General features: G+C 58.4%; 16 protein-coding genes and 1 pseudogene. 4 read left to right on the forward strand and 13 right to left on the reverse strand.

Annotated elements, in window-relative coordinates; translation table 11 throughout:
• Positions 1-3 precede the first annotated feature (3 nt).
• The 7 genes from N2605_RS27745 to N2605_RS27775 form a co-directional block, all read right to left on the reverse strand.
• Positions 4-885 carry a pantoate--beta-alanine ligase gene (locus N2605_RS27745; protein WP_260343971.1) on the reverse strand — a complete coding sequence of 294 codons (882 nt, stop codon included), beginning with the start codon at positions 883-885 and terminating at the stop codon, positions 4-6.
• A 205-nt stretch (positions 886-1,090) separates the two neighbouring features.
• Positions 1,091-2,572, reverse strand: a complete 1,482-nt coding sequence (locus N2605_RS27750) for a pentapeptide repeat-containing protein (RefSeq protein ID WP_260343973.1) — start codon at positions 2,570-2,572, stop codon at positions 1,091-1,093.
• 830 nt (positions 2,573-3,402) lie between these two features.
• Complete coding sequence (locus tag N2605_RS27755; RefSeq protein WP_260343974.1) at positions 3,403-5,127, reverse strand: dipeptide ABC transporter ATP-binding protein; 1,725 nt, start codon at positions 5,125-5,127, stop codon at positions 3,403-3,405.
• Complete coding sequence (locus N2605_RS27760) at positions 5,128-5,991, reverse strand: ABC transporter permease (protein WP_260343975.1); 864 nt, start codon at positions 5,989-5,991, stop codon at positions 5,128-5,130.
• Complete coding sequence (locus N2605_RS27765; protein ID WP_260343976.1) at positions 5,988-6,977, reverse strand: ABC transporter permease; 990 nt, start codon at positions 6,975-6,977, stop codon at positions 5,988-5,990. The genes N2605_RS27760 and N2605_RS27765 overlap by 4 nt, the downstream gene beginning before the upstream one ends.
• Positions 6,949-8,553 (reverse strand): ABC transporter substrate-binding protein, encoded by a 1,605-nt coding sequence (locus N2605_RS27770; RefSeq protein ID WP_260343977.1) that lies wholly within the window; start codon positions 8,551-8,553, stop codon positions 6,949-6,951. The genes N2605_RS27765 and N2605_RS27770 overlap by 29 nt, the downstream gene beginning before the upstream one ends.
• Positions 8,554-8,712: 159 nt before the next feature.
• The gene (locus N2605_RS27775; RefSeq protein WP_260343979.1) at positions 8,713-10,002 is read right to left on the reverse strand and encodes an NtaA/DmoA family FMN-dependent monooxygenase; all 1,290 of its coding nucleotides are present in this window, start codon (positions 10,000-10,002) and stop codon (positions 8,713-8,715) included.
• 1,892 nt (positions 10,003-11,894) lie between these two features.
• On the opposite strand from N2605_RS27775, the gene N2605_RS27780 reads away from it, so the two are divergent.
• On the forward strand, positions 11,895-13,778 hold the full coding sequence (locus N2605_RS27780; protein ID WP_260343980.1) for a hypothetical protein: 1,884 nt from the start codon (positions 11,895-11,897) through the stop codon (positions 13,776-13,778).
• Between the two features lie 690 nt (positions 13,779-14,468).
• Here the strand turns inward: N2605_RS27780 and N2605_RS27785 are convergent.
• The 6 genes and pseudogenes from N2605_RS27785 to N2605_RS27810 all read right to left on the reverse strand — a co-directional run bounded on the left by N2605_RS27785 (position 14,469) and on the right by N2605_RS27810 (position 18,109).
• On the reverse strand, positions 14,469-14,927 hold the full coding sequence (locus N2605_RS27785) for a VirK family protein (RefSeq protein ID WP_260343981.1): 459 nt from the start codon (positions 14,925-14,927) through the stop codon (positions 14,469-14,471).
• A 245-nt stretch (positions 14,928-15,172) separates the two neighbouring features.
• Positions 15,173-15,361 (reverse strand): annotated as a pseudogene (locus N2605_RS27790) (transposase domain-containing protein); the annotation flags it as partial.
• Between the two features lie 15 nt (positions 15,362-15,376).
• The gene (gene tnpC / locus N2605_RS27795; RefSeq protein WP_260347495.1) at positions 15,377-16,855 is read right to left on the reverse strand and encodes an IS66 family transposase; all 1,479 of its coding nucleotides are present in this window, start codon (positions 16,853-16,855) and stop codon (positions 15,377-15,379) included.
• Positions 16,856-16,977: 122 nt separating this feature from the next.
• The gene (tnpB, locus tag N2605_RS27800) at positions 16,978-17,334 is read right to left on the reverse strand and encodes an IS66 family insertion sequence element accessory protein TnpB (RefSeq protein ID WP_063980520.1); all 357 of its coding nucleotides are present in this window, start codon (positions 17,332-17,334) and stop codon (positions 16,978-16,980) included.
• Positions 17,331-17,783, reverse strand: coding sequence for an IS66-like element accessory protein TnpA (gene tnpA / locus N2605_RS27805; protein ID WP_260343607.1), 453 nt, complete (start codon positions 17,781-17,783; stop codon positions 17,331-17,333). The genes tnpB and tnpA overlap by 4 nt, the downstream gene beginning before the upstream one ends.
• A gap of 86 nt (positions 17,784-17,869) precedes the next feature.
• Positions 17,870-18,109, reverse strand: a complete 240-nt coding sequence (locus N2605_RS27810) for a hypothetical protein (RefSeq protein ID WP_260343982.1) — start codon at positions 18,107-18,109, stop codon at positions 17,870-17,872.
• 2,531 nt (positions 18,110-20,640) lie between these two features.
• On the opposite strand from N2605_RS27810, the gene N2605_RS27815 reads away from it, so the two are divergent.
• The 3 genes from N2605_RS27815 to N2605_RS27825 are packed head-to-tail and all read left to right on the forward strand — an operon-like array spanning position 20,641 to position 23,448.
• Positions 20,641-21,330, forward strand: coding sequence for a response regulator (locus tag N2605_RS27815; protein WP_260343983.1), 690 nt, complete (start codon positions 20,641-20,643; stop codon positions 21,328-21,330).
• Positions 21,331-21,356: 26 nt separating this feature from the next.
• Positions 21,357-22,805, forward strand: a complete 1,449-nt coding sequence (locus N2605_RS27820; protein ID WP_260343986.1) for a type II and III secretion system protein family protein — start codon at positions 21,357-21,359, stop codon at positions 22,803-22,805.
• A 10-nt stretch (positions 22,806-22,815) separates the two neighbouring features.
• A complete protein-coding gene (locus N2605_RS27825; RefSeq protein WP_260343987.1) occupies positions 22,816-23,448 on the forward strand; it encodes a CpaD family pilus assembly lipoprotein in 633 nt (210 codons plus the stop codon).
• Positions 23,449-23,594: the final 146 nt, after the last annotated feature.

Here is a 23,594-nt window from a genome sequence, read left to right on the forward strand (position 1 = left end):
TGGCTAGAACTGTTCCGGCAGATCGACCCAGATATCCGACGGACCCCTCACGAGAGTATCCTGATCTGGAACGTAGATACTATCGAAGATCTTGAGACCATGAGCCGTTGCCGCTGCAAAAATAATGAAAGGGAACTTGACTTGCTCCAGGTCTTCGAAGTTGTCAGCACTGACGATTCGAACACAATCGAGCTTAAAGTGTCGGAACTTGACCTGAGATGTAGCCGACGCTACCAGATCCTTGACGCTAGATACCGCTTGGGCGATCTCTTTCCTCGAATGGTTGAGTGCTGTAAAAAGACACGACAGCTCATCAAGCTCGGAACGGCTAAAACGCCTCAGGCGCGACGAAATGGGCACTCCGTTCTTGTATCTCACGGTCGGCACAAACCTTATCTCGCAATCCAGAAGGAGGTCTGCGACAGCGCGCTTCACCAAGATCGCCTGACCGATATCTTTCAGCCCGAAGTAGCTGCGAGTTGGCCTTGCATAACAGATCCAGCGGACTGCTCCGGTAACGGCTTCCGTTAAATACGCATCAGGCCCCCCTAAACGCAAAGCACACTCGCCTTGCGATACAAAGGTTCGATAGCCAAGCGGGAACATTTCGATGTCGTTGGAGGAAATCACGGCGGTTGCTCCCGAACGCAATGCAAGTCCAATATCCTCGTTTAAATCGAAATCGTAGCCTCCACCCGGTCTAAGCTGGATCTTGTTCGGGTAGACTGTAACAATCGCGACGTCATTCTCCGATGCCGCCCTTCTGATCAGTTCTGCATGCCCGAGATGCAGGGCGCCGAGAGTATGTACCGTCCCGATAGTCTGCCCTGTTCTCGCCACCTCCCGGATGAACGCTTTACCTGCGGAAAGACATGCTAGATGCATTTTCTTACTCCCGTCTCTTTGAACGCCAAAAGAGCGATCTGATCGGTCGGATCGCGCACAAGGTCTGCCCTGCCTCTCGTATCCGCCGGGAATGCCAACGAGCCCCAGAGCGCTTTAGCGCTCGCTCACAGCTCGGCCGACCGCCCAGACCTGTCCTGAGCCCACCGTCACTGCATTCCCTTCTGTTTTGCAGTCTCCAAAGCCGTCAGGTGGACCCTTCTCGACCCCGTCTTATCAACGATGAGAATTCGGTTAGATAGCTTGATGGCTCGCGTGGCTGATCCCCCTTCAGAGCGGCCTGTAGTCCCGGACATCGGTCTGCAAAGAACGGTGGCTCGAATGTGGTTATCTTAGCGTCCGAAAAGTCGACCTTTACGAAGCTGGCCTGGAATGGCGACATCCCACTCAGGTTCGCCTCGCGCAAGGACGATTGGTTCATGCGAACGTACGCGGCCCGCGTTGCTTCCAGATTGGTTCTCGTCATTCCTGCGGCGAGATATGCCTGGACGAGATTCGATCCTTCGAGATTTGCCTCATCCAGTGCCATTGATTGCGGGGGATCACCTGTGATCATCGACCTGTAGAGATAAGCATTGGATAGGTCTGCGCGCTCGAGATCACAGTCGCGCACAAAGGCACAGCGGCCACGAAAGCCCGATAGTTTGGCGGCTCGCATTGTGCTCTCTGTTATCGAAATACATTCGCCGGATGCCAGAGATAGGTCCGCTCCGTCGAGCTGGCAGGAATGAATGGATGCACCGTTGAGCACAGCACCGACCAGGTTTGCGTCGGACAAGCTTACGGACAAAAGCCGCGCCTGGCTCAAGTCTGCCTGCTCAAGCTCCGCATTTGGAAGATTTGAGAGGTGAATATCGGCAAATGGTGCGCTCATGGCTCTCGCTGCGATGCGGCCGCTTACCTTTGAGAGTCTCAGATACGGAAGATGAGCGCCTTCCAGGATCAGACCATCGACCGAGGTGGGACGCACGATCGATAAGCAGTCCCCCTTTGACTGGGAGAACGAGCAAGATGCCAGATGTGCTTTCGTGATCGTGAGTTGGCTCAGCTTGGCAAAGCGGAAGGAAGCGGAAGGAAGGAAACATTCATTGATGGTCGATCCCTGTAGCTCCGCGCCATCAAATACAGCATCACTGGCGTCGCATTGGTAGGCAAGAAGGCCGCTGAGCATGGCGTTGTCAAAGCGCGTCCTTTTCATGCTGCAACCGTGAAATAGACTGCCGGTTGCATCAATTACATTGCGCAGACTGGCATCATCGAAGTTGCAGACCTGCGCTGCAATCGCGTGCATATAGGCAAAATCGAGCTTGGCCCCTAGGAAACTTGCCCTCTCCATCCCAGGACATATGAGGTTGGCCCCAGAAAGGTCTGCTCGGTCCAGCTTGGCTCCGTAGAGCTGCGCACGATTGAGGGTACAGCGTCGCAACGGGAATTCTGACAGGTCGAGACCACTAAAGTCCTCGGAGGACAGCTGCAAACCAATCCCAGTCCTTCTGATCGCCTCCTCGGTTCGCCTCCCGACAGCGGCCACCGCGCGCGGCCGATCGACAGCCCGGCTCCAGTACCGAACAAACTCGCCGTCTGATGAAAAGTTGTTACTCAAGTCTGCCCCGTGCTCTGCCCCTTCATTCGCGGTGCACGCGCTACCAGCGCCGATCGTTTGCGACATGTCGACGATTCCGTATTGCCCGGATTACGAGCGGTCGGTCATTTCCTCTTTTTACCCGACGTTTGAGATACGCGATGCGACGAGTGGCGGACTCGCCGGCGACATGGCGAAACGATGCGTCAATGAGGCTCCTCGTGTGTCGCCCCCCCGTAGCCAGCGCGTTTGCGAGATGTCATCCGAATTCTGGTCATGCCCCCACTGACGCTTGCGGTGTGGTAACGCTGAAAACCGCAACACTCGTTTGACAATGCCCCCAGAAGTTGCTCTCTCTCCCGGTTATAAATAGATTCACACCGCTTTCCCTCGAATCCGCTCGGTCAAGGTCTTCCTTTTTCATAATGGGCCTACGATTTGCGAGCGGAAACGTGATCGTTGACAGGGCCCCAGTCAGCCCATAGCCGGCGTCAACTCATTTTCGACACAGCAATGAGCGTGCCAGGCGCATCAGTTGCGATTAAAGGCTGAATGGGGGCCGCGACATCGATGCCGAATGTTTCGAACCTGACAAACAAGGTCTCGTTGTCAGGGACCGCACCATGAGCACAACGCTGTCGCGAGAGCGAAACTATCGAGCATGTTTGCGGGAAACGCAGGAGTTGCGGGTCTTGCAGGCACCCAATCGACGACTTGCAATTCGGCGCAAGGCTAATCGTTGACCTCACGGCGAGATTGTTCGAGCTCGGTAAGCCCTGCCCCGCGCCGTCCGGTCCATCTCGTCAATTGACGATTCCGGTCGAACAATGAACCGGCGCCTCAATCGCAACCAAAGCGAATTCGCCCGCGATCGGAGCTAGTCGATCTTACAGTAAAGGAAGCGAATTCGAAGGCATTCATGGAATGCCTTCTTCGAGGACCGTAGCTGAATGATCAAGCTGTTGGTCGCGGACAAGACGCGGCATGGCGGCGATAAGGCACTTAGTATATTCAGACTGTGGATTGCAAAAAATCTCTTCGGTGGCACCACTATCGACGATTCTCCCTCGGCGCATAATTATGACGCGATCGCTGATATGGCGAACAACACTGAGATCGTGGGATATGAAGAGATAACTTACCCCGAGGCGTTCCTTCAGATCGCCGAGCAGGTCCAAGACCTGAGCCTGGATCGAGACATCGAGCGCCGAAACCGGTTCATCACAGACGATGATGGCGGGACGTGTTGCAATCGCGCGGGCGATCGCCACGCGCTGGCGCTGACCGCCCGAGAGCTCGAGCGGTCGCCGGCCCAGCAAGGCCTGCGATAGTCCGACCATATCGAGCAGCTCGCTGACGCACTCCTTCCGCATGCGCCGTGTCTCGACGTCGCTCGAAAGGCTGTCGGATATGATGCGTCCGACCGTCCAGCGTGGATCAAACGAGCCAAGAGGATCCTGGTAAATGATCGACATCGCCCGCCGCCGAACCCGCCGTTCGCGTTCGGCGAGCGTGGTCCAAGGCAGGCCGGCAAAATGAACGGCTCCCTCGTCAGGTTCCTCGAGCGCCAGGACCATGCGCGCTATCGTTGACTTTCCTGATCCGGACTCACCCACGATGCCCAAAGTCTCACCGGATCTCACTTCGAAGGAGACGCCGTCCACAGCGGCCCTTAGAGTGCCATCCGGGGCCTTGAAGCGCTTCACGAGGTTTATTGCTTCGAGCAGGATGGAATGAGATCTCGGGAGGCATCGCACGGGTGGCAGCGTTTGCCACCGAGGCGAACGCACAATGGTGGATGGTGAGAGGCGTGAGCCGCGTGGCCGGCCTGATGGCACAGCGTCCAGCAGCTCACGAGTATAGGGGTGTCGCGGCTCCTTGAAAATCTGGGCGGCTATGCCGCGCTCGACGACTTCGCCTCCTCGCATGACAAGGACCTCATCCGCCACCTGGGAGACCACTGCCAGATCGTGGCTGATCAGGATCAGCGCCTTGCCCCTCGTTTTGGTCTCCTCGAGCAGTGCCAGCACATGGGCTTGCGCCGTCACGTCGAGAGCGGTAGTGGGCTCGTCGGCAATAAGGATGCGTGGATCCAGCGCAAGTGCTGCAGCGATGAGAGCCCGTTGACGCTGGCCGCCGGACAATTGGTGCGGCAGCTGCTGAGCCTTGATCTCGGGCTCAGGGACACCAACGAGCTTAAGGAGAGCAATGACCCGCCGCGCGAGTTCCTTGCGCGATGATACCGCACCATGGAGGAGCAAGCCTTCACCAATCTCTGTGCCGATCCGGCGAAGCGGGTCAAGCGAGACGAGTGCATCCTGTAATACAAAGCCAATCTCGTTGCCGCGGATGCGCCTCCACGCACGATCCTTAAGGCCGATCAGGTCCGTCCCTTCGAAGCTCAGCTGGCGTGCATAAACATTGGCGTGACGACCTGCGAGGCCTACGAGCGCCCGCGCAGTCACGCTCTTTCCCGAACCGGATTCACCAACGATCGCAAGGCACCGGCCCGGTCGGAGCGAGAAGGACATACCGCGCACCGCCGCTTTCTCGGCGATGCCGCGCCCGAAAGAAACACAGAGCGAATCGACAGTGAGGAGGTCTGCCTGCTGCGAGATAGGCTTGGGACGAACCTGCAACATTCACCATTTTCCTTCCAGACGGTCCTGTAGATGGCGCCCGACAATGGTGACGCTTAGCGCAAACGCCGTCACTGCCAGACCGGGTATGATCTCCAGCCACCAGGCGTAGATCACATAATTGCGCCCGGCATTAAGCAGGGCGCCCCATTCAGGGGCCGGCGGCGCGACGCCAAGACCGAGAAAGGCAAGCCCGGAAGCCCAGATAATTGCCTGACCCACGCCGATCGTCATCATCGCCGCCAGCGGGTTCATGGCGTTGGGAAGAATATGCCTCCAGACGATACGGCGAAATGGATGGCCCAGCACCTTGGCGGCCTCCACATACCCTGCCCTTTTTACGGAAAGAACCTGGCCCCTGATCATGCGCGCATAGCCTGGCGCTGTGCCGATTCCGACAGCTATGACTTCAGTCGAAACCGACGGCCCAGAAACACTCACAAACACAAGGGCGAGAAGGAGTGTGGGAATTGCGAAGAGCACATCAACGATCCTGCTGAGGATGCTGTCCAATACGCCGCCAGAAAGTGCAGCGGCGACGCCGAATACGATCGCGATGGACATGCTCAGTGCCGTCGCGCCGAGCCCGATAGTCATGGATTGACCTGCCCCCTCCACCACGCGAGAGTAAAGATCTCGACCCAATTGATCAGTTCCCAACCAATGGCCGATCGATGGAGACTGCAATGCCGATGCCAGATCAATAGCAAGCGGATCGTGCGTCTGCAGCACCGTTGGCGCGACAGCCGCGAGGGCAAAGAAGCCAATGACGATGAGACAGACAGCAACTCGAAAGGGAACATCGCGGACGATCGCCAGGAGTTCTTTCAGTGGCCGAGACACGTTGGTTTCGGCGAACATGCTCATGTCAACTTGATCCTCGGATCGACAACCCGGTAAGTCAGGTCGGCGATGGCACTTGCAAGAACGAATAGACCCGCAGAGATCAAAACAGCTCCCGAGACAATCGGAACGTCTCGCGAGGATGTTGCGGCGACAAGGACTCCGCCCAGGCCTTGGCGGGCAAAAACCGCCTCAATCAAAATAGCACCCGAAAGCAGTTTGCCGAGCGCCCAGCCTGATAAGGTAATGCCCGGCAATGCTGCATGGCGGAGAACATGGCGAAGCCTGACGCCGAAATCACTCATACCCCGTGCCCTTGCCGACGTAACGAAGGGCTGCTCGAGCACGCGCGTGAACTCGTTCTGAACGACCTGTCCGAAGAATCCCGATAGCTCGAGAGCCAACGCAAGCGTGGGCAGAACGAGCCCGATCGGCGAATTTCCTCCGATAACTGGAAAAATACGTAGCTTTACCGCAAAGAGAACCAGCAGAATTGTGGCTAGCCAGTATGGCGGCACGGTCGCCAAAAAGACTTGCGTGTCATTGAGCAGCTTCGACCATGTGTTGTCTCGGCCAGCGATGAACAAGGTTGTCAGAATTGCAATAAACCATGCGGTCACCAGCGCCGCGATGGCCAAAGCGATTGTGGGGCCAATCTGTTCCGCGATGATCGCTGCGACGGGCCGATGCTGCTGGTACGATTCGCCAAGGTCACCATGCAGAACCTGCAATATGTATCTGCCGTATTGAACCGCGAGCGGTTGATCGAAGCCATATTTCGCATTGATCGCTGCAAGCTCCGCCGCCGAGGCCGGCCCGACGTTGCCACTCGTCACGTTGATGATGATCTGGGCGCGATCGCCAGGCAGCACACATTGAATCAAGAACGCAAAAGTTGCGGCAGCCCACACCACAACCACACCGGATAATATCCGGCGCGCGACCCAAACGACGGGCTGATGGGCTATTATCCTCATGGCGTCATTTCCCGCCATCGAAATGAGCGTCATAGAAGACGGGTTCGCCAACCGATCCGCGATCCAGCCAAACGTCCTTCAGGTTTGGCTTGGTCGCCAAGGTTACATCCAACACCGTGAGGCCAATCACAGCAGCGTCATCTACGATCTTCCGTTCCGCCTGCTGATAGAGGGCGGCACGTTCCGGCGCATTGAACTCCTGCTCCGCCTTTTGAATGATGTCCCAAAGCGTCAGATCCTGATAGCGTGAGGGATTGAAGCGATTGGGCTCGCCATTCTGATCGGGCTTCCACGAAATCCGGAATATCTCCGCGCCGGGGGCAACCCAATAGAGAAGAACGATCTCATAATCATTGGGTCCAAGGTTTTTTCCGGCGAAGAAATCAGCCGGATTGGTGGGCTGAAGACGTACGTCAAAACCGGCCGCCCTTGCCTGCTGCTGGATAGCTTGCAAGGCTTGCTCGCCATCTGGCTTCAGAAAAGCGTTCGAATATGACACACGCACGATGAGCGGGTTGCCATTCTTGACACGAACGCCGTTAGGATTACGCTCGGTCCAACCCGCCTGATCAAGCAGCTGATTGGCTTTCCGACTATCGTACCCATAGGACTGCCCCAGCTCGCGCAGGTATTCCGGCGAGCTCTGACTTAGCGCACCGTTGCCCTCAAATGGCAAAGAGCCAAGGAAGGATGTGTCGACCGCAGCCTTTCGGTCAGTAGAATAGGCGAACGCTTTTCGGACGAGCACGTCGTCAAATGGTGGGCGGGCCGAATACAAGGCCAGGCGCAGAGGGGTACCGCCAGTAATGTGCCGCAATACTGGAAAACGGGAATTGGCCTCTTTCCATGCGATTGCCGGGATATCGTATATGGCATCGGTCTCGCCCGTAAGGAACGAGCCGTACCGAACAGTCTGGTCTGGCAGGAACTTCCAGCTGATCCCGTCAACGTAAGCCGGTCCTTTATGTTTGGCGGTGGCCGGCGCCGAGTTGTAGTCGGGATTGCGGCGGAAGGTGACCTCCCGTCCATGGCGCCACTCCTCGACAATGAATGGACCTGAGCCGACAGGGCTCTCGCAATTCACCGCAAGGCCGCGTTTGAGCGCGGATGGTGAGAGAATGCCCTGTGAGGATTGGGCGAACACGTTCAGCAAGGGTTGGAATGGCACCTTCAAGGTTACCTGTAGCCTCAGAGTAGCGATTGCACTTGCCGATTCGAAGCTATCGCTGAGATAAGGGGCGGCTGTCGGATTACGAAGATCAGGGTCGTTGCTGAGCCATCCGTTGATATTGTCAGCGATCGCTTGCGCATCCAGAGGAGTGCCATCCGTGAACTTCACATTCGGCTTTATCTCGAATGTGTATACCTTCTTGTCATCGGAGATTGTCCATGACTCGGCCAGCCATGGCACAATCTTGCCATCCTCGCTGCGCGCAACCAGGTTGTCGCTGTATTGGCGTTGCAGATACCATTGCTGCACCCATCCCCCGAAGAGGCACGCCGGTTCTTGAAAATGCCCGTAACGAATAACGCCTCCTCGTTTGACGTTGCCGGCCGACGCCTCTTGGGCATGGCCGCTGGGCGCGAACTGTGACAGACTTTGCAGCACCAATAGGCTCGCCGCTACTCTTCTTCCTGGACGGTTCGACCCGCAGGTGAAACGCCTTGATGATTGCGTATTCGATACAGACATTTCCAAGCTCCAGGCAATGAATGCGGACGGGAGAATGCAGCGTCAGACCGCTGACGCGCTCGTCGTTCTCACTGGTTAGATGTGAAGAGGAATTCCCAAATGCTCGCGCAATGTCTCTCCCCGATATTCTGTGCGAAATAGACCGCGCTTCTGGAGGAGGGGCACGACATGCTCGACAAAGGGCGCAGTGCCGTCGGCCAGAACGTCCGGAATGATGTTGAAACCATCGACCGCGCCAGCGTGGAACCAAGCCTCGATCGAATCAGCAATCTGCTCGGGGGCGCCCACCAGCACGCGGTGGCCAAAGGCCTGAACGCTGCTGATGATCTCGCGAACCGTCCGGCCTTGACGCGCCAGAGCTTCGATCGTGCGATGGTGACCGACAGAAAACGGAACGCTGTCTGCATCGGGCAACATTTCCTCCGGGATGGGCCTTTCGAGGCTAAGCTTCTCGGCGGCCACCCCCATACTTCGTGCAAGAGCGGTGATGGCACGATCCAGATCGAGCAACTCGTCAAGTTGCTCTTTGCGACAAGCCGCCTCTTTTTCAGTTCCGCCGATGCAGGTGACAAGACCTGGAAGGATGAGCGGAGCCGCAGGGCGGCCGAATTGACGAGAGAGAGCACGCAGGCGCTCGGCCTCCTGCAGCGCCGTTGTCAAGTCTCCGGCTGCGGCAAACACGACATCTGCACTGCGGGCACCGAGCCGCAGTCCAGGATCCGAACCGCCCGCTTGAACGATGATGGGATAACCTTGAGGCGAAGCGGGATGTGTGAGCGGGCCTCGGATGCCAAAACCATTCTTATCAGGATCGAGCAGCCGGAATCGACTCTGATCTGCGTAGATTCCCGCAGCCTGGTCCGCGATGATCATCTCGCCACCCCAGCTCAGCCAGAGAGCGCGGACGGTCTCAACAAAGTCCTCGGCGCGTCGGTAGCGATCCGCTCGTGCGACCTGTGGCCCACCAAAGTTCGCCACCGTCGCGGGGCTCGAGGTCGTGACTACGTTCCACGCGACACGGCCACCGCTGATGACATCGAGCGATTGGAAACGGCGGGCGAGATTGTAGGGATCATTGTAGGTCGTCGATGCGGTGGCGATCAGCCCTATCCGCTGCGTTTCTCGGGCAATCACAGCGAGAACCAGCGTAGGTTCGAGCCCATTGAGCGGCGGTTGGTGCGTGATGTCGAAACTTATCGCGGGGGTATCGGCGAGGAATACCGCATCTAGCAAACCGTGCTCCGCGAGCTTCGCAGCCCGAACGTAGTGCTCGATATCAAAAAACGCGCTTGGATTTGTGCCCGGCCAGCGCCACGCGGCAGAGTGACCGCCAGCACCATGCAGATTTAAGCCGATATGGAGCATAGGACTGATCGAAGACATCACACCCCCGGATTCAGCGGCCTCTTAGCCGCTCGATACGTGTTAGCAATCCGACCTTCGCCGGCGAGGACCACGGGTCCTTTCTCGGAAGTCCGGCTGAAAGTCCGCGGGACAGGCGCAGAAGGCCTTCGGTCAGGCCGCATGCGCGATGGCGACTAGGTGTGTCGAACTCGATTCCAACGCTGAGCTGTTTCAAAACGAACGCCTTCATTTTAGCTCTCCAGCTCACCAAGATGCCCCGCCACGTTTTGAACGCCTCTTTTCGATCACAAAGGGACTCCGCCGCCGACGCAACCGCGCGTCACGAAAGGATGTGTAGAGGTTGAAAGCAGCCAAACGCAATAGTTGAGTATTCCAATCTACTCTCCTCGCTTGGCATCCTCTTCTCTCGCAATCTCTCGATCCTCTTCGTTCAAGAAGCTGCTCTCAATTCAGCTCACCATGACACTCATGCCTACGGTCGGATCAGATGATGCCGGGCCCAGTAGCTCCTGCCAAGTTGCTCCGCTGAAGGGGCGGTCTCGGCTTGTGCCAAGCATTGGATCTTGTGACCGTATCGGCGATCGCTTTCAGACGCCGGGTGCGCAAGATCGCGGACATTGGGCTGCCAACGGCTACATACGACGTGCTCAGTGGTGCTCGTTTGCAGGCGCAGACCGGTCCACACACCGTTCAGGAGGCAAGTTGCGCTGCCAGATTTCCTGCGGTGTATCACTGGAGCCACGATCCTGGCTAATAAGGCTACCGCCTCCAGTCCTGGATATGAATTCTCTTCAGCACCTCTTCGAAGTTCGCACTCCCGGCGCGCACGCCGAGGTCTGCCCGTTCAATCACCAAACGCACATCGCTAATTTCGGATGTTTCATCGCATTATTAGATGATTTCCGAGCGAAAGCGCGCGGCTGCGTTCATTTGCCAGACTCGGCAGCAAATCTGCTGATCACACCAGCGCGCCGAATGTCTGATGTGTTCTCGAACACACGAACGCGCCCGTCCTGCAAATGTCCGGCCTGTGTCAGACGTATCGAGAATGTTCGAGGCCGTGGTGCAAGCGCACCATCAACATGTCCAGGAGGCTGACACCACATCCTTAGCGGATGTCAAACTCGGCGCATTGTTGGCGATGATACGAGCTTGGTCAAAATGATTCTGGCAAATGGCCAATGCTAGATTTGCAATCCCCCTGAGCACCAATCCGCGCCGACGAATGCTGCGTTCCTTCTCTTGCAGTGACCTGCTCCGGCACCTGAAAGGAGCAAACAGAATGACGGAATACTCAGGAGGGTGTTACAAGGTTTAGACGCAGCTATCTCGGCGACCGCATGTTGGAGATAAGCGTGACCGCAGGATTCATTGTCCGATGCTCATGTGCCCCGAAGAACAAATTCGCCGAACAAAGGGGCAGCGCGCTCGAAGAACGGATCTACCAAGCCCTAATCCATCCCTCGGGTCATGTCAGATTTTGGAAAGCTAACATTCGTAGCATGGAACCAGACAGCGATTGCCTACGAAGAGACCATGGACCGACTCACCGATATCAACCCAGCCGACAACACTCCGCCGCATCCGATGCCGCTGTGCAACGGCCACAACAGCCGCCACAAGCGGCATTTGAGCAGCATCTGGGAGAGGCGCGACAGCTCGGTCCAACGTACCCCACAGGGACCTTTATAAGATCGCTGCGGAAGATGATCGCCTCATCCAGGCGGCGTCTGGCGCGGCCCTCAGGAGAGGGCCAACACCGAACGCGACCACCGTCGAAATTTATGATCGTCGGCTTCGCAAGCTCGCTGAAGAGCTCGAGAAGTCCGACCAATCGATCGCCGGGCTCGATGGCGATACGTTGCTCGACCGCGCCAAGAAGCTGCTGCCAAATGGCAAAGTTATTGTCGCCGCTCTATCGTTTGTTTAGTCAGTATCGCGAGACTGATCCCACCGCTCGGCCCATCACGATCCATTACCGCCCGTCCAAGGAAGACGACCGGCTCATCAGGGAAGCCGCAAAGGTACGTTTTGGTCGACCAATAAAGCAAAAACTTGCCGATAATTATGCCAGTAGTCTCCGGAAGCTGGCGGCGGAACTCCGACCTTTGTCGATGGCTAAGCTCAGTCACGAGGCCTTGCTCGGCTATGCTGAATCCAAATTTCCAAACGACAAGAAACTCATCTACGCATTGAATCGGCTTCGCGACTATCGGGCACTCGTGAGGCAAAGCAATTCGGGGCCTGAAGCAAGCACCTTGCGTCTGCCAGCTCAGCCAGCCGCCGAGTCGGCCGCCCATCATCCCGATCAAGAGCGGTCTTTGCAAAGCGCAGTGCTTCGGGGCTCACAATTCTCAGACCACGGTTTCAATGCTCCGCAGCGTTGGCAAGAAATGGGTTTGGCAGCTCATTTTCCCGAGCAAAGTGTGGCCGAGGATGTGCTTTTCGATGCCGGCGAGCGGAGCGGCGAGCTTCCTGTTCCCAGCTTGCTTTCACCGGCGTCTGGGCAAAGCATGCGTTCTCCCTCGCACGAACAATGGTTCGGGGCCCAAGTTTTGGATGCCCCCGATCGCGAGGACCTGCCGCCAGAAATTAGCTTCACTGCACCGGTGCTGTGGCCGGGGATGAATTCAAGTGCCCACTGGCCCGTACAAAGTGTCGCCCCGGAAGAGCTTTCCGAGGCTGCGGATCGGGAGCTGCTGCCGCCAACCATGACTTTCGATGCTCCCGTGCGGTGGCAGCCAATGAGTTCAGCCACCGGCTCGGCTGTGCAAAGTGCCGCTCAGGAAGATTTATTTCATGCCGTGGATCGTGAAGGCTACCTCCTTGCTGACGGTCTCGACGCGCCGGAGTTCTGGTCGGAAATGTGGTCAGCCGCCCACCCTTCTACGCCAAGTATCGGCCAGAAAGATCTTTTCGGTGCCGAAACCTGGCAACCCGGCGCCTGGTCGCAAAATCCTGCATCTGCACGAGATCCTGCACTGACGACGCGCCGAGACGATGCGGCCCCAGCCATGCTAGAGCAGACGCCCCCAGCGGCCACTGATAGCTTCGATGCTTCTTTGGTCGTTCCAGAGACCTTCTCGCACGGCACCCAGCCCGCGCCAGATATGATGCGCTCCAAGCTGGGGCGCTGGGGTTTGCTGCCGGATGCAACACAGCGGGTAAGGAGCTTCGACATTCGCGGTGAAAACTATGCGGCCGTATTAGGTCCGCAAGGCTATCATGACGTTCAACTCATCCATCTTCGTCCCGCCGTCGGCGATACATTTGACGTGTCGTTCGCCGTGCCCAAAGACTTTTCACATGGCACCCAGCATGCACCCGAGCTGATGTTGTCCACGTTGGGAAAGTGGGACTTCTTGCCTGATGCGAAATATCCCTTCATGAACTATGAAATTTGCGGCGAACGCTATACGGCCGTGTTGGGACCGGAAGGCCGCAACGACGTTCAGCTCATTCATCACCCTCGCCTCGTTCTACCAGATGAAGCTGCGCCCGCCGCGCCCGAGGCAGCTTCAGATGTCGACGGTCTTGCGACAGGGTTCGGTCTGCCGGCCTCCTTCGAGTTGCAAAAGAGCGCTCCTTCGGCGCTGGCGCCTCATCTTCTCCCCCCGTCTGCCGAACCGGCGCCGGGTCATCAGCCGGCTCCGCAATTACTTGAGCTCGGAGAGTTGTTTGGTAATGACTGGAGGCACGGCCCCCGAGAAGCTTCGCCTGTCATGGTCGACATGCTCCAAAATTTGGGTCTTCTGCCGAACCAGGATGTCCCATGACCCGTTTTTTCATCCACGGAGAGCCCTACACGGCTGAAAGCCTCCCCGGAGGCGGCGTTCTTCTCTTCCATCGGCCGCAATTTGGCTGAACGAGGGACATCGTCCTTACGATGGGACCGCCTGACCAAAGCAGGCACCAGCGCCGTTGGACCTGCGACCGAACGAGGGCCAGACTATGCGTGAACGTCCCTAGGCCAGATCCAGCGCGATCTGAAGTAGGATGCATCAATCAAACTATTAGCCCAACTCGGCGTCGCGGCCTTTCAGCCGAAAACGCTCGGGAGAAGAAAACACGAGCGCGTGGTTACTCGCTGGCTTGACTGTCTATCAGTCGTATTCATCGCAGCCAGCAAATTGATCAACACTATGTGCCCACAGGAGACGCGTACAAACGTGCGAAGATGACTTGTTAAAGTGCTCTATCCGAGAGGGCCTAGCATCTCGCAATACGATATATAGCCGCAACGGCTTTCTGATCAATAAGACCCGATGACCACAACCCGCCCCTCGAGGGCGTATCGAGCGCACCGACGCACTTCGCGCATCATCGGCACCGCCGCGAAAAGACGGCCAGAAGCGATCTGGCCGTCGTTACTTATCGAGGACCATCATTTGATGGCTTGCGATGCCGGCTAGACCGCTAAAACAGTCAAAGCCAATGCGCATTCAGACCAGGGGCAGTTCTTTCTGCTACCAGATGAACCTCGCCCCATCGGGCACTTCGCAGATGAATTCGCCCTGGTTCACCAGTTCGGTGCTTCCGACGACAAGCTTGGAAGCCCGCACGGTAAGCTTGCCGTCACGGCTGAGGCTATGGCGAATGTATTCCGTCACAGCATGTCCAGAGCTATCGACAGTTTGATGCGCATTGGCAAAGCTGATGCCATTCTGGGTAGTCACCCTGAAGGCATTGATCGCCAATCCGGCCAGTGTAGCAGAGCTGGGCTTGCCCCCTTCGGCGGGAGTACAGCGGGCCATATCCATTATCAGCTTCACGCTCTTGCCCGTCTGCAGGGCATTGAGCACCTCAGCGTATTTCGGCGAGGTCTCATCTGCTCTTGCCAGCGTGCTCACGGTGGTCGCAGAAAGCATGGACAACAGGATCAATAGGGCTCTGCCGGTTAAGTTCATATGTTCTTCTTCCTCCAAGGAACTAAAGTTTCGCGTGAGCGAAACGCCACAAGACGTGATCGTCGCAACGCGCTTGACCGATCACGGACATGAAGCGTCGTTGCATTTCGAACAAGACAATCGGTCGCAATCCGACGCAAGTGGTCGTGACGGCTATTCCGACATCACAACATCGTAGGTCAGGTTCGCTGAACTTACCTTCTCGCGAGTGTCATCGCGCGGAATGACAGATTGAGCAGAACCATCAGCCGTAAGCGTCGTGCTCAGGCCACGGCTTTGAGGGCTTGAGCGCGGTAGGACCAGGGCAATAGCTGGTCGATGTCGCGGTTGGGATGCCCTTTGACGATCCTGGTCAGGACGTTGGTGAGATAAGCGAGCGGATCGACGTCGTTGAGCTTGCAAGTCTCGACCAGGGACGCGACGACAGCCCAGTGTTCGGCACCGCCGTCGGATCGTAAGCGTCGTGCTCAGGCCACGGCTTTGAGGGCTTGAGCGCGGTAGGACCAGGGCAATAGCTGGTCGATGTCGCGGTTGGGATGCCCTTTGACGATCCTGGTCAGGACGTTGGTGAGATAAGCGAGCGGATCGACGTCGTTGAGCTTGCAAGTCTCGACCAGGGACGCGACGACAGCCCAGTGTTCGGCACCGCCGTCGGATCCGGCAAACAGCGCGTTCTTGCGACTGAGCTTGATGCCACGGATTGATCGTTCGACGGTATTGTTGTCGAGTTCGATGCGGCCGTCATTGATGAAGCGCGTCAGTCCCTGCCAGCGCGAGAGGGCGTAGCGGATGGCGTCGGCGAGCTTGGTCTTCTGGCTGATGAGAGCCAGTTTGGCGCGCAGCCATACCTCGAAGGCATCGGCCAGTGGTCGGCTCTTCTGCTGCCGCACGAGGCGGCGCTCCTCCGCGCTGCAGCCGCGGATCTCCTTCTCGATCGCATAGAATGCGGCAATGTGCTTGAGCGCCTCGCTTGCGATCGGCGCCGGGCCGGCTGTCGCGAGTTCGTAGAAGTTGCGCCGCATGTGCACCCAGCAGAAGGCAAGCTCGACCTCGCCACGCTCGGCAAGCTTTGGATAGGCGTTGTAACCATCGACCTGCAGGACGCCCTTGAAGCCGGCAAGATGGCTGAACAGCCGCTCGGCCTTGCGGTCGGGTGCATAGACATAGGTGATGCCGGGCGGATCGAGGCCGCCCCAGGGCCTGTCGTCGGCGGCATAGGCCCAGAGCTGGCCGGTCTTGGTGCGCCCTCGACCAGGATCGAGCACCGGCACCGTCGTCTCGTCGGCGAACAGTTTGGATCTCGCGCGAAGCACCGTGAGAAGGCGCTCATGCAGCGGGCGCAGATGGAAGGCGGCATGCCCTACCCAGTCCGCCAGCGTCGATCTATCGAGAGCGATGCCCTGGCGGGCATAGATCTGGGCCTGCCGGTAAAGCGGCAGATGATCGGCATATTTGGACACCAGAACCTGGGCGACGGTTGCCTCCGTCGGCAGTCCGCCCTCGATCAGCCGGGCCGGAGCCTCGGCCTGCAGGACGCCGTCCTCGCAGGCGCGACAGGCGTATTTGGGGCGCCGGGTGACGACAACGCGGAACTGCGCCGGCACCATGTCCAGCCGTTCGCTCCTGTCCTCGCCGATCCGATGCAGTTCGCCCTGGCAGCAGGGGCAGATCTTGTCGTCGATGTCGACGACGACCTCGATCCGCGGCAGGTGCGCCGGCAGTGCTCCGCGATTGTTGCGGCGCTTGCGCGCCGGTTCGGCCCGGCCTTCCGGAGCTGTCTCGTCTTGGCTGGCTTCTGTACAGGCCGCAACCTGTTCGACGTCCTCGAGGCCTAGCAGCATCTGCTCCTCGGGAAGCGACTCTGCCTTGCGGCCAAAGCGATGACGCTGCAATTCCTTGATGATCTGGCGCAGCCGCTCGCTCTCATGCCGCTCGGCCAGCAGCATCGCCTTCAGCGTCTCGGGATCATCAGGAAGGTTATCGCTCACAGGCAAATCAGAGCATATTCGCGCCCGCCTGACGACGTGCTCGATGCCCCTGATTCACTTCGCCGCAGCGCGGCCCACAATTATCCGGCTTGCGTCGGGACGACCGTCTCCCGTGCCGCGTGAACACGCCGCCAATCGAGCCCTTCGAGCAACGCCGACAATTCCGCCGCCGACAAACGCATCACGCCGTCCTCGATCTTCGGCCAGCGGAAGACGCCTTCCTCGAGCCGCTTGGCGAACAGGCACAAACCCGTACCATCCCAAAAAATCAGCTTGATCCGGTCCGCCCGCTTGGCACGGAACACATAAACAGCACCCGAGAACGGATCGGCCTTCATGTGCTCGCGCACCAACATAGCCAGGCCCTCCATTCCCTTGCGGAAGTCGACCGGCTTGGTTGCCACCATCACCCGGACAGTTCCGGACGGGCCGATCACCGGCTTGCCTTCAGCGCATGGAGGATGGCCGCAATCATCGCCACGTCCGCGCCTCGGCCGACCCGGATCGTGACGCCTTCGGCTTCGATCTCGATGCACCCGGCATCGCAACGGCGAGCCCCGACATCCGGCTTGGCCTTACGTCGCGCTGTCTTGCGCTCATGGCCAGCAACCGCGACTGGTGCCATGGCGTCTACCACCGCCGGTACAAACTGCGGATCGTCCGCCATCGGCGCCGGCTGCCGGCGTGCTTGCCGGCGCCAGGTGAACACTTGTTGTGGGGTCAGCCCGTGTCGCCGGGCAATCTCGGAAACGACCGCGCCTGCGACCAGCGTCTCCTCGACAATCCGGGCCTTGTCGTCCTTGGAGAACCAACGACGGCGTCCCGTCTCCGTGATCACTTCCAGCCGGCGCGCCGTCACGTCCGAATTAAGCGTATGGTCAAGCATAGACACAAGCCGATCCCTTCAAAGAGATCGTGAAACTCGCCTATCCCATGTGCCGTGAGAAGGTGGGAGCGGAACGGCGCTTACCATCAGCCCCTCAAACAGCTCCCGTATCCGTCGCCTGAGACGCTCAAGATGCGCTGCTGCATCCGCGCCAGCAGGATGGGGGCAAGCAGACGAATTGAGCCTTCAAGCCAGCTCACCGGTGCGGTTGTCGGACGATCAAGCAGACTTCGAAAACCAGCTACATCGTCTGCATTCGGTTCATCAAATACCTGCTCCCGCTGCCGGATCACCGAATTCGCAAATGAAGCGGCGCCGGTGTCCACTCATTATCCAGCTGCATCATTCGTCCGCGCGCGCGCAACTTGCCGCGACGTTAACAGGTGCCACGCTTGAAGCGCTCAAGAACGAGATAGCCGTGGCCGAACAGCAATCAGCACGATGAGCCCCCGCAACCGCACCGCGAGACAGCCGTGTCGATCAGGACCGCATTCTCGAAAACATAGAGGCATCGTCCTATCTCAAGCTGTATCGTTTCCAAAACATGTCCGCAACACGGCGCGGGATCATTCCTCCATTGGAGGTCCTGTGGAACGATATCCCCTGGATCGGGCGCGCCAGGCTGGATGGCACATGCGCGGCAAGACAACGGCTTCTCCATTTGTCTCACTCGTCGAAGATCCATCCAAACTCACCGTGTCGGTTGACCACTGGGCAAGAGCGATCGCCAACAATGCGAACATGCTACACACATACGCCGTACCGAAATCCGCAGTTTGGACGCCGTACTAAGCACTATTCGCCTTAGGATGAATGTGGAAGATCAGGACAACGTCGATGCGGACCTGGATCTGATGTGCTCTCTGGGCAGAACGCCAACACGAGAGACCGAACGCTTTGTCCTGGGCGGCAATTTGGACAGCTACCGAACCGCAAACGAAGAAAACCCCTACAAGCGGACAACTGGAGAGGAATGACTAGACAAGCGGCGAGCGCGCCACGCGCAGACGTTCCGTCATGGTCACCAAGACGACCAACCTAAGGAACATTGGCCCCTGCGGCGCTGTTTCACGACAGCGATAATCGCTTTGCGAATAATGTTCAGATCAGCGCATACCTGCGCAAGGACTAAGCGCGCCCATCCCAGAGTGGCTGACGCTCTCTCGGGGAAACGCTCGCACCATTATTCGCTCTTCCACCGCTATCATCAGGGTGCCGCGGCCTTGCCAACATCGATCCGATCGCCGCCGGCACACCTGGCGTGGAGCCCGGATGACGCGACCGCGCAAGGCGGATCATCGATCCCGTCGCAACTCGACATGCCGTTGTGAGCGCATCAATCAAAAGAGCTGGCGCGCGAATCAATCAATGGCGAAGATCAAGGAGGCATCGCTCCGCGGCAAACCATGTGGCCGCACACGGCCTATTCGCGACCTGGATGCGTTCCATCAAAACAATCGATTTTGCCGAACTTACCTAAAAGCCTCATAATCGATCGCGATCTATGGAGGCAGCATTCAAGAATGTCGCGTGGCAATCGCTTGTTCTACCGTCCCTTGCCGCTTAGCGCGCCTTGCGCCTTTGCGCCTCTGCAGCCCAGAAGTTCGCGCCCGCTCTTCACATAGACGCATCACACGGTTCGCCACCGTCTCTTTGCTAAGTTGTCGCGCATGGGGTCAGCCGGACCACCGTGACGTCCCGCCTTAAGTCCCAGCAAAGACGAGTGCCTTCACACCGTCATCGACTTTGGCTCAAGCTCCGCCTTAATTGGATCGACGAAATCTCATGACATTAGCGAGAGAAACGACCGTTGCCCAGAGCTCGATGGTGGTCGGAGTGCATCGTCCCCGCTTCGGACTTCTCGGCGACTTCGCGGAGGAATGCTACGAGCAGTGGCCAAAGGTACTTGAATCTCACCTTGCGTCAGATTGTAGGATTTACGACAGCCCGCGACACAAACCCGCTCGCGTGAACTCTTCCTGACAGGTAGCAAGAATTGCGAACGTCTCAAAAGCACAATGCTCCGCCGCTCCTCCCCGTCACGCTGCTACGTTGCTCCTCCCCGGGGCCAGCGTCCGACATCGCTTATGCGCAGATCAGAGGATGTAGTGCCAATCGCCCCGCAAGAACGGCAAGACGCGGCCCGCGAGCAGTATGCTGGTGGTCGCTATGTCTCCGTTGCCGGGCACACGCCAACTTCAATTTCGAGAACCAGTCATTCTGGCGCCATGCAGGACTGCGGGGAGGGTGTTCATAAAGCCGAGAGCGGCATTGATCGCTTGTACGTCTCATCTCGGCTTGTGAAGCCACCAACCAGATGCGCCGCGTAAAGTGTCTTCGAATGCGGAAGAACTTGCATCGTCGACACCTCCACGACACGACGGCTCAACAGCCCAGCAAGATTGACCGCGGATCAAGACGAATTCGGAGAGTTTCTAAATGTCGGTTCGGCTCATTCGAGCGGTCACAAATTCGATCGCCTTCCACGCTTTGGTTTCGATTGCGCGGCTTGGTTCTAATCGCGCCGCAGGCGTCGGCGCAGTGCATGGAAGAACGGCTGTAAGCGGCCTGCGGAGGCGTCAGCAGGCTACCGCGGCCTACAGGCATTCAAACGAGATCAGATCTCTTGCTGGCGTGCGGGCCACGTTGAGCGCCGCCGGCTGCGTAAGAAGCCCGCGGCGGTCCGCGGATCATCCGATGACGAGGGATCCGCAGATATCGATCGTCTGTCGACATGCTCCGGCCCGGGTCGGGCTGTTCAAATTCACATCATTGCACCCGCCTCTCAGTTGCATCGAGCCCCAGGGTTGATCGTGACGTGCTCAGGTCTTGGCGTGGATGGACGAAAGGCGATGAAATGCGAATTCTCCTGGTTGATAATCACGCGGACTTCGCTCGCGACGTGAAGGACGAACTCTTAAATCGCGGCTTCGCCGTTGACGTGACACGCACGCTGGATGAGGCCGCCGCCGCGCTCGATTGCGCGAACTACCACATGGTCCTGCTCGAATTGGCTTTGCCGGATGGAGACGGATTGGACTGGCTAAAGCAGTTGCGGCGCGAGGGGCGGTCTATGCCGACTATGATGATGAGCAATCTCAATGATCTCAGTAGGCGGATTGCGATCTTCAACGCCGGCGCGGATGATTTTCTGCCCAAGCCCGTGTCTATCGACGAACTCATTGCCCGCATGCGAGCTATTTTGCGACGGTCAACGCAGATGTTGGCGCCGGTGGTGACATTCGGGAATCTACATTTCGATCCGATCGCGAGACAAGTCTCGGTTGGTGGTCGAATACTGAGAATTGCGCGCCGCGAAGTGTGCATTCTTGAACATCTGCTCAACCGCGCCGGCCGTACCGTGCCGCGCGCATCGCTCGAAGATAGCTTGTATGCATTTGACGATGAGGTGTCGACCAATGCGCTGGAAGTCGGGATTTATCGATTACGCACGCATTTGAGCCAAGCGGGTGCAACGCTCAGGATCAAGACCGCGCGCGGTGTCGGTTACACCCTTGAACTCATCGGCGCAGCATCGGCTGCCTAGCCGATCGAATTGAAAGCAGCACTCCCTTGAACGTGGTTAACAATGACGCCGGCGAGCCGCCGATGGTCGCCAGCGGCTCGCACTATGCCGCTTTTACCCGCCTCTGCTACGTCCTGTGCAGTCTCGCTCTGCTATTTCCGCTTGCTGTCACAGCTCAGGCAAAGCGGGATGGCAAAGGGGAACCGCCACGTGCGGCGCCAGGCAGCACCACGGGCACGATCAACCTTACCTCCTCACAGGGCAAGACAATTCATCTGACCGGACCGGCTGCGAGCATCTTTATAGCCGACCCAGCGATTGCGGATTATCAGGCGCCATCGAACACCACGATCTTCGTGTTTGGCAAAAAGGCCGGACGGACGAGCCTGTTTGCCTTGAACGACAACGGAGAGGCTCTCGCCGAGCTGCGTGTTGTCGTCACCCAACCGATCGAGGATTTGCGGGCCGCGCTGAAGGCCGAGGTCGGCGACTATCCAATTCAGGTCAGCTATACCCCGCGCGGCGCGATCCTTAGCGGTACGGCGCCTAATGCGGATGTGGTCGAGACCGCCAGGAAGGTCACTGAGCAGTTTCTTGGCGCAGGCGCGCTGGTTGTCAACAAGATCCAGGTCGCCGGCTCACTGCAGGTGAATCTCAGTGTACGGGTGGCAGAAGTCTCCCGCAGCGCCGTCAAGGATCTCAACATCAACTTCACGGCCTCGAGCCCAAACGGCGCTTTCCTTGTGAGCGGCAAAGGGGGCGGGTCCGGCGCGGCCGGCGGCGGCGGCACGATCGGGATTGGATTTAGCGCCGGCAATACCAACCTGAGCGCTGTTCTCGACGCTCTCGCGAGCGAGCACCTCGCCTCAATCCTTGCTGAGCCGAATCTAACGGCGATGTCCGGCGAAGCCGCAAGTTTCCTCGCCGGAGGCGAATTCCCTATTCCGGTGATGCAGGACAACCGGCAGGTTTCGGTCCAATTTCGTCAGTTCGGTGTGAGCCTTGAGTTCGTTCCGACGGTTCTCAACAATAATCAGATCAATGTCCGTGTGAAGCCCGAAGTCAGCGAACTATCGAGCGAAGGCGAAGTCAAAATCAATGGCATGGCGGTCCCTGCCCTCTCGACTCGGCGGGCGAGCACCGTGGTCGAGCTCGCGAGCGGTCAGAGCTTTGCAATCGGCGGCCTCATCAGACGCAACTTCAACACTGATATTGGCGAGTTTCCCTGGCTCGGCGATGTGCCGATCCTGGGCGCGCTTTTCCGCTCCTCATCGTTTCGAAAACGTGAAACCGAGCTGGTCATTATTGTCACGCCCTACATCGTGCGGCCGGGACCGAATCCCAACCGAATGAGTGCGCCGAGCGACCGGATCTCACCGCCCTCAGACGCGGGGCGGATATTGACGAACACGGTAGCCCGGCCGCCGCGAGAGCGCGATGCGCCTCGCGCCAGCGCACCAGGATTGACCGGCAGCGCCGGCTTTATTATCGAATGAGGATCGCCAAATGACTTTTCGACATCTGTGCTACCCGATCCTTATTGGAGCAACATTGGGGGGCTGCGCAAATACTGCCTCGATCCGGCCGGCGCCGGCTGACCAAGAAATCCAGGTCGAGCAGAAGAGTAGCGTGCTGTTCCTGCAGAACCTTCGTGGCCCCGAACGGCATCGGCTGCGGAGCTTTATTGCAGCGACCAGTCGCGGCCGGCGGGATGCCCTCCATGTGGGCGTCATCGGCCCACCCAGACTCCTTGCACAGGTGGCCCACGAGGCTCGCGCCATGGGCGTTGCCAACTACAACATCCGCCTGTCTGCTTCTCGCGTGGATTTGCCGGCTCGTTCCGGGGTGAGGATCGAAGCGATCACTTTCGAAGCCCATCCTCCGGTCTGCCCCTCCCTTTCCATCGTTGGTCCTACGGTGAACGACAATTCGTTCAATCCAACCCTTGGCTGCTCAGTCCGAAATAACCTTGCGGTCATGGTCAATGAACCTGGCGACTTGTTAGGCAATGGCGCTGTCATGCCGACCAGTGGTGATCGTGCAGTGCTTCCCCTCACCGCACGTGGGGCCACGTCGGCGGGCAACAGGAGCAATTTGGAGGATGAGACGCATAACAGGGTTGCGCCAGAAACCCAATAATCGGCTGGTAAGACGCGAGCAGCATGACGTCGGTTGGCATTATCCATAACAGTCTTGAAATCGGCCGACGAGCCTCCCGGAATCCTATCTTTGCTCGGTCCTTTTCTTGGGATCGCGCAGCTTGCAGATCCGCTTCTGAGACAGTT

Origin of the sequence: Bradyrhizobium yuanmingense (assembly GCF_025200905.1) — a bacterium.
GTDB classification, from domain to species: Bacteria; Pseudomonadota; Alphaproteobacteria; order Rhizobiales; family Xanthobacteraceae; genus Bradyrhizobium; species Bradyrhizobium yuanmingense.